Annotated in this window: 8 protein-coding genes and 1 tRNA gene; 6 read left to right on the forward strand and 3 right to left on the reverse strand. The window is 56.3% G+C overall.

The window, feature by feature from the left end:
- Positions 1-366: 366 nt before the first annotated feature.
- The 4 genes from N1030_RS13470 (at position 367) to N1030_RS13485 (ending at position 5636) form a co-directional block, all read left to right on the forward strand.
- Entirely contained in the window at positions 367-2844 is a 2478-nt protein-coding gene (locus N1030_RS13470) for an acetate--CoA ligase family protein (RefSeq protein ID WP_420842813.1), read from the forward strand.
- Between the two features lie 195 nt (positions 2845-3039).
- Positions 3040-3453, forward strand: coding sequence for a hypothetical protein (locus N1030_RS13475; RefSeq protein WP_265825994.1), 414 nt, complete (start codon positions 3040-3042; stop codon positions 3451-3453).
- 450 nt (positions 3454-3903) lie between these two features.
- The gene (gdhA, locus tag N1030_RS13480) at positions 3904-5253 is read left to right on the forward strand and encodes an NADP-specific glutamate dehydrogenase (RefSeq protein ID WP_265825995.1); all 1350 of its coding nucleotides are present in this window, start codon (positions 3904-3906) and stop codon (positions 5251-5253) included.
- Between the two features lie 307 nt (positions 5254-5560).
- Positions 5561-5636: transfer RNA gene (locus tag N1030_RS13485), tRNA-Ala, on the forward strand.
- Positions 5637-5778: 142 nt separating this feature from the next.
- Here N1030_RS13485 and N1030_RS13490 read toward each other — a convergent pair.
- Both N1030_RS13490 and N1030_RS13495 read right to left on the reverse strand, forming a co-directional pair.
- Positions 5779-6357, reverse strand: a complete 579-nt coding sequence (locus N1030_RS13490; RefSeq protein ID WP_265825996.1) for a hypothetical protein — start codon at positions 6355-6357, stop codon at positions 5779-5781.
- 76 nt (positions 6358-6433) lie between these two features.
- The gene (locus tag N1030_RS13495; protein ID WP_265825997.1) at positions 6434-8320 is read right to left on the reverse strand and encodes an alkaline phosphatase family protein; all 1887 of its coding nucleotides are present in this window, start codon (positions 8318-8320) and stop codon (positions 6434-6436) included.
- A 667-nt stretch (positions 8321-8987) separates the two neighbouring features.
- On the opposite strand from N1030_RS13495, the gene N1030_RS13500 reads away from it, so the two are divergent.
- Positions 8988-10541: a BCCT family transporter gene (locus N1030_RS13500; RefSeq protein ID WP_265825998.1), complete on the forward strand. Its 1554-nt coding sequence runs from the start codon at positions 8988-8990 to the stop codon at positions 10539-10541.
- A gap of 364 nt (positions 10542-10905) precedes the next feature.
- Here the strand turns inward: N1030_RS13500 and N1030_RS13505 are convergent, their stop codons facing one another.
- Positions 10906-12414, reverse strand: a complete 1509-nt coding sequence (locus N1030_RS13505; RefSeq protein WP_265825999.1) for a sigma-54 interaction domain-containing protein — start codon at positions 12412-12414, stop codon at positions 10906-10908.
- Positions 12415-12811: 397 nt separating this feature from the next.
- Here N1030_RS13505 and N1030_RS13510 point away from each other — a divergent pair, with 397 nt between their 5' ends.
- Positions 12812-13237, forward strand: coding sequence for an OsmC family protein (locus N1030_RS13510; RefSeq protein WP_265826000.1), 426 nt, complete (start codon positions 12812-12814; stop codon positions 13235-13237).
- Positions 13238-13247 lie beyond the last annotated feature (10 nt).

Consider the following 13247-nt stretch of genomic DNA (forward strand, 5'->3'; position numbering starts at 1 on the left):
TCGGTCCTTACCGGCTATGGCAAGAGAAACGCTATGGTCCGGTATAGGGGTGGTGCTGCGTTGCTCTTCAAAGTCGGGGTGGGTGTCTGAAGAGATGTGGCAGCGGAGCAGGTTTCACGTTACAAGAAGTGGAGAAAACGGGACAGCGTTGTGATACTGTCGGGAGTAGCCCGTTATTATGCCGTGAGTACCTCAGGCAGCGTGTGTATCCCGTTCATTGAGGTGCATGCAGGGGAAGCCCTTCAGCGCTTGTCCGTGCCTCTGATCCGTACGGATAATGAGAGCAGCGAGGCAGGGGGGCACCTGCGCAAGCGTATCTGAATAAACAATACTGCGTCCATATGACGCAATGACAGGAAAATCGTGATGTGGGGAAAATCCGTATTCGCCCAGCGTTGGGATGAGCGTCTGCGCAAGGTGCAGACCAATGTTGATCTGCCGAGCATGGAAGGCGTTCTCCGTCGTGCGGCGGACGAAGGCCGCTCTGCCCTGTTCGAGCACGAGGTCTACCAGTTCCTGAAGCATCTGGGGTCTGAAACGCCCCCGCGCACCCTGCTGCTGCCCGTCACGGCCATGCCGGACGACGAGGAGCTGATGAGCATGCCCGGCGACAAGGTGGTGCTGAAGATCGTTTCGCCCACCATCGTGCACAAGACCGAGGTGGTCGGCGTGCGCATTGTGCCCAAGGAGCCGGACAAGATCCGCGCCACCTGCCGCAGAATGCTCTATGAGGTGTCCGAGAAGTACGCGACGCTCATCGAGCGGCATCCGGCCAGCGCGCCGGAAAAGTACCGCGGTCTTTCCGGCGATGCCCTGCTCACCGCCATTTCCCTTGATATCGTGGGTGTGCTGCTGGTGCAGTTCATGCCGCCGGACAGCGACGCCTTTGGCAACGAGCTTATCGTGGGCCTGCGCAATACCCGGGAGTTCGGTATGGTGCTTACCGCTGGCTTGGGCGGCACGGATACCGAGCTCTATGCCGAACATTTCCGCAAGGATCGTGCGCTGGTTTCCGCAGCCACGGCCAATCTGGACGGCATCACGTTTTTCGAACTGTTCTCGCGCACCGTTTCCTACAAGAAGCTGGCGGGACTCACCCGCAGCCAGCCCCGCATGGTCACGGACGAGCAGCTGGTGGAGTGCTTTTCCGCACTGATCAAGGTGGCCAACCACTTCTCGCCGCATAATCCTGATGCGCCCTTTGTCATCGACGAGCTGGAAGTGAACCCCTTCGCCTTCAGCGACTACCGCATGGTGCCGCTGGACGGCCTGTGCGCCTTCTCCGAGCCCAAGGCGGCGGGCGTGCCGCGTCCCATCGCAAAGATAGACGCCCTGCTGCACCCCAAGAGCATCGGCATTATCGGCGTATCACCCACGCGCATGAACTTCGGGCGTATCATCCTCAATAATATCCTCAAGGCGGGATTCCCAGCCGAAAACATGTGCTGCATCCATCCCTCTGCGGAGAGCGTGGACGGCGTGCGCTGCGTTTCCGGTCTGGACAGGCTGGAGAAGCCGCTGGACTTCTTCGTGGTGGCTGTGGGCGCGGATATGGTGCCCGATCTGGTGGACCAGATCGTGGAGCGCAATGCCGCGCAGTCTGTGCTGCTCATCCCCGGCGGGCTGGGCGAGACCGAAGAGAGCCGCGAACGCGCCGAGGAGATCATTGCCAAGATCGCTGCGGCGCACACCACGGAATCCGGCGGTCCCGTGTTCTGCGGCGGCAACTCCATGGGCATCATTTCGCATCCCGGCAAGTATGACACGTGGTTCCTGTCGGAAGAGAAGCTGCCCAAGCAGCGCGGCACCTATCATCGCAACATGGCCTTCATCAGCCAGAGCGGCGCGTTCATGGGCACCCGCGTGAGCCAGTGGCCCTCGCTGGACCCTGCGTATCTTGTCTCCGTGGGCAACCAGACGGACCTGACGCTGGGCGATTTCATGGCCTATTTCAAGGACAGGCCGGACGTGGACGTCATCGGCGTGTATGCCGAGGGCTTCAACGATCTGGACGGTCTTGCCTTTGCGCGGTCTGTGCGCGCTGCCGTGGACGCGGGCAAGGAGGTTGTCTTTTACAAGGCCGGACGCACGCCCGAAGGACGCCTTGCGACCTCGGGGCATACGGCATCGCTGGCCGGAGACTACACCGTGTGCGAAGCCTGCCTGACGCAGGCGGGTGCCATGGTTGCCAAGAATATCGGACAGTTTGAAGACTTGTTGCGGCTGGCCTCGCGCCTGCACGGCAAGCCCATTGCGGGCAACCGCATTGCGGGCTTCTCCAGCGCGGGGTTTGAGGCCGTGGGCATTGCGGACTATGTGCAGACCGACGATTACCAGATGCAACTGGCGGAGTTCTCTCCCGCCACGCAGGAGCAGCTGACCGAGCTGGTGCGCCGCAAGCGTCTGGAAAGCCTCGTGACCGTGAAGAATCCTCTGGATATCAATCCCGGAGCCGATGACGAGGTGTTTGCCTCGGTCATCCGTCTGCTGGACAAGGACTCCCGCGTAGATGCGGTGGTGGCCGGTCTTGTGCCCATTACGCCCGCCATGCATTCGCTTATCGCGCCTGCGGCCTGCGGCGTGAAGCCGGACGGCGACCTGCCGGACTCCTCCTGCGATTGCAACACGCCGGATAAGGCCCGTATCGTGGACGAGCTTGCCGCAATGTGCTCAAGCCTCAAGAAGCCGCTGGTGCTGGTGGTGGACGGCGGTCGTATCTTCGATCCCTTCAAGGATGCGCTGGAAGCCCTTGGCTACCCCGTGTTCCGCTGCGTGGACAGGGCCATGGAGTCTCTCTCGCTGTACATCAAGGCGCGGCTGACCACGGCGCTGGGGAGACGGTAGGCAGCTTCTCACACGTCTCGGGCTGATTGATCTTGCGCCCCGCCGGAAAATGTCCGGCGGGGCTTTTTTTCTGCGATTCTCAGTACATAATTGTCGAGGGTGATTGTGCGAACCTGTTCTTGCTGCTAATTGTTACGGTATCTGTGTGCAGGTATTGGCAGTTTTCTGCCCATCATATCACCCAAGGAGCTTCAGATGCTGTTGCACCGCTTTGTATCCGTTGTCGTCGTCGCGTTGTTGCTTGCGGTTATTGTTCCGAATCTTGCGCACGCCACAAAGGCGGAAGACAAGACCATGACCAAGGAAGTGCTGAACGAGGCCGAGGCAAAGTTTGATGCCTTTGAGGCCATAGCCAAGGAATGGAAGAAGGCTCCGCAGGGCAGCGCCGAGGCTGACGTGCTTGTGCAGAAGGGCTCGGACGCCCTGGCTGTGCTGGAAAGCTATGTTCAGGAAAAGCTGGCCGTGTTCGAGTCCCGCGAGGCGTGGTACGCCCAGCAGGGCAAGGACTACAAGCAGGGGCTGGACTTCATGAAGAACAACATCAAAAAGCTCAAGGGCTACCTTGATGCTGCCAAGGATACGGAGTTCTATCAGAACCTGAATCCGTAGCAGGCAGGCATGGCGCAAACCACAGGGGGCGCGGAGGTTCTCTCCGCGCCCTTTCTGCGTATTGATGGCCAGGGGTGACGTTGTGCTGTAGTGCGGAACAATGGTTCCGTTTTCTGAACACACCGGCTCTGCGTAATGTCCGTGGAGCCTATGGCCTCTTGTCTGCGGCTAGGTTTGAACTGCCCGCAGGCCTCGGTGCGTAGCTGCGAAAGGTACTACAAACTGTGACAGCAATGCTAAATTCGGATAGAGTGTGTAGTGGTGCGCTCCGCCGTTTTGCACAAATTTAGTAATAACGCTTAAATTCCTGAACTTTTCATCAGTCCCTATTCCATAACTTTCAAAAATGGGGCAGGGTGAGGGCTACATATTTTTTGAACGCACAGTACGACCCCGTTGCCGATCGTATTGCCGCAATCTGTCTGTGTCTACTGCAAGGAGCTATATTGTATGGAGATTCTTGAACTCATCAAGGCGAGGGACCCGCAGGAACGGGAGTTTCATCAGGCCGTGAGCGAGGTGGTGGAATCCATCAAGCCCGTGCTTGACCGCAATCCCGAATACCGCAGCGCCAACATTGTGGAGCGCATTGTGGAACCCGAGCGGGTCATCATGTTCCGCGTGCCGTGGGTGGATGATCAGGGGCAGGTGCACGTGAACCGCGGTTTCCGTGTGGAAATGAACAGCGCCATCGGTCCCTACAAGGGCGGGCTGCGTTTTCACCCTTCGGTGAACCTCGGCATTCTGAAGTTCCTCGCGTTCGAACAGATTTTCAAGAACGCCCTCACCACGCTGCCCATGGGCGGCGGCAAGGGTGGGTCGGACTTTGATCCCAAGGGCAAGACGCCCATGGAGATCCAGCGTTTCTGTCAGAGTTTCATGATCGAACTTTCCCGCCATATCGGCCCGAACACCGACGTTCCCGCCGGTGACATCGGCGTGGGCGCGCGTGAAATTGGCTATATGTTCGGCATGTACAAGAAGCTGCGCAACGAGTTTACCGGCGTGCTTACCGGTAAGCGCCTGAACTGGGGTGGCAGCCTTATCCGTCCGGAAGCCACCGGCTATGGCGCGGTCTACTTTGCGGCGGAAATGCTCAACGTGGACGGCAAGACGCTGGAAGGCACCACCAGCCTTGTTTCCGGCTCCGGCAACGTGGCCCAGTTCACCATGGAAAAGCTGCTTGAGCTTGGCAGCAAGCCCGTGACCTTCTCCGATTCTTCCGGCTACATCTACGACGAAAAGGGCGTGGATCGCGAGAAGCTGGAATTCATCATGCATCTGAAGAACGTGCGTTTCGGCCGTGTGAAGGAGTACGCGGAGCGGTACCCCGAAGCCGTGTATACGCCTCTGGATCCCTCGCTGGATTACAATCCCCTGTGGAACCACAAGGCCGACTGTGCCTTCCCAAGTGCCACCCAGAACGAGATCAACGGCAAGGACGCCGCCAACCTTGTGAAGAACGGTGTGCGCGTGGTTTCCGAAGGCGCGAACATGCCTACCACCCCCGATGGCGTGGATATCTTCCTCGACTCCCATCTGCTTTATGGCCCCGGCAAGGCGGCCAACGCGGGCGGCGTGTCCGTTTCTGGTCTGGAAATGACCCAGAACTCCATGCGTATGGCATGGACCCGTGAGGAAGTGGACCAGCGTCTGCAGATCATCATGCACACCATCCACAAGATGTGCCTTGATACCGCAGAGCAGTACGGCACTCCGCGCAACTACGTGAACGGCGCGAACATCGCCGGTTTCGTGAAGGTGGCGGACGCCATGCTCGATCATGGCGTTGTCGGCTAACATGTTCATGCACCAGACTGTCAGGCCCCGCCGGAAACGGCGGGGCTTTTTATTTAAGGCCGAGGCCTGTGACAGGGTGATGCCCTGTGCAGCCCCATGGTTCGTGGTGTCCGCCCCGCAACAGGCTGGTTCTGTTGCACGTTTGTTCAGTTAAAGCTCGTGTTATGCCGTATTGTGCGGATTGATCCCCTGCGCTGGCCCCGTATCCGTGATCGTGCCGCGCCACTAAAAAGAAAAAACATGCATGTTTTGATTTTTTCCTGTTGACATCGGAGGGCCTCTTCGCTAGTTACCTCTTCCACAGCGTGGGGCTGTAGCTCAGTTGGGAGAGCGCTTGAATGGCATTCAAGAGGTCATCGGTTCAATCCCGTTCAGCTCCACCACGCAAGCAAAAGCGGTTAGGTTTAACACCTAACCGCTTTTTTCGTTGTGGGTAACAGGGATGGTTAGCCGACTCCAGTTGTTACATGCCAAAAGAAAAGCGGGGCCGGGCCCCGCTTTTCATGTGCTGCAGCAGTAAGCGCATTATGCGCAGTCGTGCTTATCCCACGGTTCACGGTTGTCGCGAGCCAGAGCACCTTCCATGCGTATGAGCGCTTCTTTCAGCTTGGTGGTTTCGTCCAGCTTCATGTTGGGGCTTTTCAGTGCCTGGTACAGAATGGCACCGCAGCATTCGGTAGTGATGGGGAAGTCGGTGATGTAAGCCAGTGTGGGAACGATGTCCTTGGCGCAGGCGGCGCGTGCAACAGCGCCGGCCTTGGTGTTGATGCCGGAACCCTGCAGAACCAGAGCACCCTTGGCGACAACGGCGATGACGGTCTTGCGGTCTGCGGCGTCAACGATGGTTGCCAGCGCTGCGTCCAGAGCTGCAGTGTCTGCATTACCAAGGTCGATAAGACCCAGCGCCACGCCGCCTTCAATGGCAGCTGCAACGTCCTGAGGCTGCAGGGCGGTAACGGTCTCAGGAGCAACAGCAGCGTCGATTACGTCGCCAGCTGCGAAGTTTGCGAACTGTGCGCCCTTCTTGAGCAGCTTTTCAATGGAGGAGCCTGCGCCCAGTTCGGCGGCAGGTGCAAGTACGATAAGAGCTTTCTTCTCGGCCATGATGATATCCTTGCAGGTATGTGCAGATGTGCCCCGTGCGGCAGCAATGTGAGTGCCGCACGGAGCGCGGTGATGTTTACTTTACCAGGTTGGGATCTTCCATGATCTGGTACATGATGCCGCCTTCGGCATCGTCCGGAATGGGGTTGCCCGTGGCGTAGCAGATGGTAGGTACGATATCGGCCAGCCAGCGGGGACGTTCGTACTTGAAGTTCTTCTTGATGTTGGGGCCCTTGAACAGAAGGATGTTCTTGAGGCTGCCACACCCGGATTCGCCGGTGGGGAATCCATAGCCGTGTTCTGCCATGTATTCGGGCTTCAGTGCGTAGACAACGTCGCCAGCCTGAGCGCCGCCCATGCCGAAGACAGTGGCATCTTCTCTGCGTACCGCCAGCAGCACAGGACGTTCGCCGGTTTCAGGATGCTTGAAGTCGAGCAGGGCGTCGATGATCTGATCGCGCACCTTTTCATAATCTTCAGCTTCTACAATGCCGCCGGGATACTTGTCCTTCAGGTTTACGTACACGAACATGTAGCGCTGGGGCACAGCCACGGACTTGGAAACGTCCAGCACGTAGTTGTAGCCTTCGGACTCTTCGTAGATTTCCCAGTAATTGTCAGAATTCTTGGGTTCGTAGTGGCACAGACCCTTGGCCTTCAAGGCTTCGGCCGTATTCAGGATGGGGCCGATGGGGGTGGCGCCGTGGTCGGAGCACAGGCACACGAGAGTCTCGTCGCCGAAGATTTCCATCATCTTGCCGAGCATGCGGTCTTCGATCTGGTAGATCTTGCGTTCCATGTCGTAGGCACGATTGCGAACTTCTTCGTCCTTGCTGTCCATGTCGCCCAGCCAACCGTGGTAGAACCAGTCGATGGGGTGGGAGTGCATGTAGAAAAGATCCCAGTCGGCATTGGCCTTGAGCAGGCTGGAGGCGACGCGCACAAGCCAGTCGGAATGGAACTGGGCCAGTTCAACAACGCTGTCCATGTCGAGGATGCCGTGCATGAAGCCCACAAGGCCGATGTCGTTGGCGATGACGTCTTCGGAGAAGTCGATGTCGGCAGCGGCTTCGGCAGGAGCGATGAATCCACGGTGGCCGGAAATGCCGGTAACATACAGCTTGAACTCTTCAGCATCATCGGAAAGGTTGATGAGCTTGCAACGGAAGGTGCCCTTTTCGTTGCGGCCGTCTTCCTTGACCGTGAAGTCATGAACCACGGGGCCGCTCCACTGCCCTGCAGTGATGGTGAAGAAGGCCTTGGAGTAGTCCTTTTCGGGGCACAGGGCGAAGGTGTCAAAACCGTCGTCGCCGCTTTCCCAGCACAGGCCGTACCAGGTTTGGTTTTCCAACGGGAACATGGATTCCTTGAAGGGCATGTCCACGACGAATTCCAGCGGCTCATCGCATTCGGGCAGGTTTTGCCAGCCGCGGGCCTTGTCGAAGCTTGCCTGCACGCCCATGGGGAAGAAGTCGTTGGAGATGACGCTTTCGGAAGCAAGGAACTCGCGGTGCGCGTTGCCTTCTTCCATCCAGCGGGTTTCCGCAGGAGAAATGCCTTCGCCCATCACCATGACGCCATTCTTCATTTTGCTGGGCCATGCCATGGGGTAGTTCACCACGATGCACTTCTTGCCATCCTTGTCCCAGCGATCCCAGATGGTCTGCGCGGTCAGGATTTCAGAACCGAATGCCTGTACGGTTTGCTTGTGCTCGAGGCTTCTGCCTTCAACGTAGTAATAATAGTCTTCCACACCGTGGGTGCGGGGATAGGCACCGGTGCAGATGGTTGCCCAAGAAGGCGGGGTTACCGTAGGGAGGTTGTAACCCTCAGTCATATAGCTGCCCGTTTCCATGAACTTCTTGAAGTTGGGCAGAGCACCTTCGGCAACGAGTGCCTCAAGGCGCTTGGGAATGGCGCAGTCAAAGCCCAGAAGGGCCGCGCGCTTAGCTTTGACAGTCATGAATTGACTCCTGTGTGATTATGAGAAGCGTCTGAGCGCAGGTCCAGCTGGCTGCATAATTACAAAAACAGTGCCACACTTGTTTCTTCAATGTTTTCGATGGAATGAGTGTGTTTGGCGGAAGGGTGGCAAGCTATGGCGACAACCCTGTCCCCATATGTCTGAGCGGTATTTCACAAGGCAGGCAGTCTTCTGTTAATATGATACGGTCACTGTTGTGGCTGCCATGGAGAGACTATGCGTATGCGACACAGGGGCGACAGTTATGACGCCTTTGCGCTCCGTGGGCTGGGCGCGGGACTGGTTGCGGGGGGATAAGGGATGAAGGGAGGCGCTGGAATGGATGGAGCAGGAGGCGGCAATCCGGATTTCTGTGTCCGAAAGATCGGACACAGCGACAGCGCTGACGTGCGACAGTTCCCGCAAGCGAAGGGATTGAGGTTCCTGTTCAGGGAAAACTATTGCAGGATAGTGGGTTACGTGTTTTTTGTGAAAAACGGCACAAATTCTGCTTATTGCCAGCTCATGGATAGTCTGATGCGCTCGTCCAGCTGAGCAAAACGGAGTACTATGCAGCCGAAACACACGGTACCGGCAGGGTTTTTGCCCTGTCGTAGCCTGAAACGGACAGCCCCCCTGAACATCCCAATTTGAGGAGCTGACACGTATGTCTACGAATCATAACGGTGAAGAAGCGAATCTTCGTCCGGATAAATACATTCTCATTCCCGCTACCGCGGTACTTATTGCAATTATCGCCTGCTCCATTCTGTTCACGGAAGCTTGTGAACAGTTTTTGAAGACTACTTATGCCGCTTTTACGCACACCACCGGCACTTGGTACCTTTGGGTGACTTTGCTGATGATACTGCTTTCCGGCTACTTCATTTTCAGTAGGTACGGCGAAATCAAGTTCGGTGAAGCGGATGAAAAACCTGAGTTCAACAACTATTCATGGATCGCAATGATGTTCTGTTCCGGCGTTGCCGGTGCAGTCATGTTCTGGTCCATTGCCGAACCGCTCTACAATCTGGCTTATCCTCCCATGTTTGCAGAGCCCCTTTCTCGCCAGTCCTATGAATGGGCCATGTCCTATGTGCTGTTACACTGGGGACCTGTTACCTGGCCCTGGTACATGGTGACTGCACTGCCCATCTGCTACATGTTCTACAAGCGCAAGAAGCCGGTTCTGCGCATCAGCTCTGCTGCTGAGCCTGTTCTTGGCGAGAAGACCAACGGCGGCATCGGCAAGGCAATTGAAGTGTTCTTCATTATCGGTCTCATGTTTTCCAACGCCGCGGTCATGGGCGTTTCCGTGCCGATTGTGAACCATGCTCTTGCAGTTACGTTGGGTATTGAACCGTCCTTCACGCTGGAACTGATTATCCTGGGTATCAGCGCTGTTATCTTCACTGCCTCGGTTTCTCTCGGCCTGAAGAAGGGCATCAAGCTGCTTTCCGATGCCAACGTGATCATCGCGCTGCTGATGGTTGCATTCTGCTTCGTAACCGGCCCGACGGTTTTCATTGTCGATAACTTCACCAGTTCTTTCGGACATATGCTGAATAATTTCTTCGGCATGATTTTCTGGACTGATCCCTACACCTCCGGTTCCTTTCCGCAGGACTGGACCATTTTCTACGCTCTGTGGATGGCTTCCTACGGTCCCTTCATGGGCCTGTTCATTGCGCGAATCTCCCGTGGACGTACTGTTCGTCAGGTTGTTGCCATGGGCCTTGCAGGCGGCATTGCCGGCTCGTACATGATTCACGCTGTGTTCGGTGGCTACACCCTCTTTGCACAGCTGAACGGCATTGTTGATGCCGTGGGTGTGCTCAACGCCAGCGGCGGCCCTGCTGCGTTGGTTTCCGTGCTGCAGTCTCTGCCCGCCGGTGCCGTTGTGCTCGTCGGCTACTGCGTATTTTCCACCATCTTTCTTGCAACCAGTGTAGACTCATGCGCCTATGTCATCTCCTGTGCGGCAACTACCAAGCTGACCCTTGGTGCTGAACCCACCCGCGGTCACCGCTTCTACTGGGCGGCTGTTCAGGCCGGTCTTGCTCTTGCTGCCATTACCATGGGCGGTTTGGGGCCGGTTCGCGTGTTTGCAAACTTCTCCGGTGCGTTGATGCTTATTCCCATCGCGCTTGTGGTTGTCTCGTGGTTCAAGATGGTCCGCGAGGACAAGGCGCTTGAGAATATTTGCAAAGAAAGCAAATAGCAGAAGTTTGACGAGTCGATAGAGAACTGTTCCGGCTGCGGAGCTGTTCCCTGCCGCCGGAAATTCCGTATGGTTGGAGCCTGTCTGTTATCAGATCGGTGGTGTGACCCGGAACGCTGAACAGGAATCAGCTTTCTGTACAGTGTGGATGAAGGTGCAGAAAGCGTTTCTTAGCATACCCCGCATGGGCGCGGTGCCCGCTGGCCATGAGGGAGAATGTGTACAGCTGTTTCGACATGCTAATGTGATTCGCTGCTGAAAATAGGCCGGCATGGCGCATAGTGCGTCATGCCGGCCTTGTTCATTTTGAGTGAGGGGTAAACCGTTCCTGTTCCGGTTGGCATGCAGGTCGGGTTGGAGCTGATCAGTTCGCGTTATGTCGGCCGATGTTGTATTTTTTTAGTTTGCGCTGAAGAGTGCGAATGGTAACGCCGAGCATGTCTGCAGTTTTCCCCTTTTTCCAGTTGTTTTGCTCGAGGGCAAAGAGGATTCGCTGCATTTCAATCTTGCTCTTGGCATCAGAAAGGGAGCCGTCAGCCGGCGGTGCAGGGGTATAGACTTGACCCGGTGTATCTGCAGAGCTGGTTTGCACAGCATCATTGGTCTTCGTAGGGGTTGAAGCGCTGTGCTCTTCCTGCGGGGTAAGCGGCGCAAAGTCGAAGATGTCGGGACAGGGGGTTTCCGATGCGAGAACCAGTTCGCCAAAGGCCCAGTAGTTTTCCAGCGTGTTTTGCAATTCACGCACGTTGCCGGGCCAGCTGTATTTTACAAGGCGCTGCATGACGTTTCTGGGGACGGGCTTGGTAATTCCCTTCTTGCGGGCATAGTCGGCCACAAGCAGGGGGATGTCTGAACGGCGCTCCCGCAAGGGCGGCAGGACAATGGGCAACACGTGAATGCGGTAGTAGAAGTCGGCCCGCATGGCCTTTTTCTTCACCAGTTCGCTTAAATTCTGGTTTGTTGCTGAAACAAGACGGAAATTGGATGTCCTGACATCGTTCGAGCCGACCGGCGTATAGGATTTGCCCTCAAGCGCACGGAGCAGTTTAACCTGCAGGTTCAAGGGCAAGTCGGCTATTTCGTCGAGAAAGAGGGTGCCGTCATCTGCAGCAGCCAGATATCCTGGGCGATTGGTGGTGGCGCCGGAGAAGGCCCCTTTGACATGGCCGAAGAACTCGCTTTCCAGCAACTGTTCCGGAATGGCCGCACAGTTAACCGGAATATATCTGCCCTTTACGCTGGCCATCTCATGGATGGTCTGTGCGGCAAGGTCTTTGCCTACGCCTGTTTCGCCATACAGAATGACACTCATGTTGGTTTTGGCAGCCTTGAGCAGCAGGCTGTATACTTTCTGCATGGCCTCACTGGTGCCGACTATGCGATTGAGTCCCCCTGTGCTGGTAACAGACGTACGTAGCAGCGTGTTTTCCTGTCTCAGTTTATGTTCGCGAGCTTTCTGTGCGGTGACGTCCATCATGATCCCTTCAAGGTAGATGCACTTTCCAGCCTCATCAAACACCCCTTCGCCTTGGTCCCATATCCAGCGAATCTCATCAGAGGGTAGGCGAACCCTGTAGTAGGTTTCGTAACTCTTCCGTTCCTTGATGGCTTCATGGATGATTGTGCGCATCAGGGCCAGATCTTCCTCATGCGTCATGCGTTCAACCGTATTGGTCGGGTTGCTCATCACCTCTTCAACGGTCATATCCAGGATCTTCTTGCACCCTTTGCTGGTAAAGATCATCCGGTATTCGTAGCTGCGCTCGACAACGCAGCGATAGGCCATGCCCGGAAGATGGTTGAGCAGTCTCGTGTGACTGGCTTCAATCTCGTTCAGGCGCTGTTGTAGAATCTCGTATGCTTTTCTTTCCATGCCTACTTCTCTGTTCTTTGGTCTGACCAGAAGGATGCATATAGCGCGCCGTTTTGCGGACATTTCTGTCCTGTTATGTAACGGCTTGAAATTGTGCAGTTTGGTGTTGAGCAGAGGCGTGGGAGTGTGCGCAGGAAGGAATTGGGATCGAAAAAAGGCGACATGGGTGTCGCGGCACTGCTCGGTGCGACGCATGCATGACTGTCTGATTCCGTCTCCAATCCTGCATGCGACATGCGTGTCGCTCTCTATGGAGATTCAATAAGTGCAAGTCAAGAAGAATAATCACTTCTCCTATTAACATGCTGTTTTTATTGAATCTGAATTGCTTGGTATGGACTATGCTTTTAAGGCCCGAATGGACGGCTTGTCCAAATAATTACGAGGGAGAGCTCAAATGGCCCAAGTCATTGTTTCATACGACCGCGAAGGCGAAAAGCAGACTATTCACACCGGCTCCAAGATTCTTGGTGATCTGGATATCAAATACGATGGCGTGCCGGAAGACGAACGCGGCGGTACTGCAAAGCAGCTGCTGGCTTCTTCCGCCCTGTATTGTTTCTGCGGTGCGCTGGGCAAGGCGCTGGAAACCCGCGGGGCAAAGTACGAGCGCATCACCGGTACCGCTACGCTTGAGACCGGCGTGGATGATAAAAAGCGTGCCCGTGTGGTGGGTATAGCTCTGGCCGTGACCGTGTACATGGACGAAGAGTTCGAGTTCATCTTTGACCGTGTGGAAAAGATTATGCAGCAGGGATGTCTGGTTACTGCCTCTCTGCATGAGGCCTTTCCCATCACCTACAAGCTATATCACGAATTTTAACCGGCTCGCC

The sequence above is a fragment of the Desulfovibrio mangrovi genome, from assembly GCF_026230175.1.
Classification (GTDB): Bacteria; Desulfobacterota; Desulfovibrionia; order Desulfovibrionales; family Desulfovibrionaceae; genus Halodesulfovibrio; species Halodesulfovibrio mangrovi.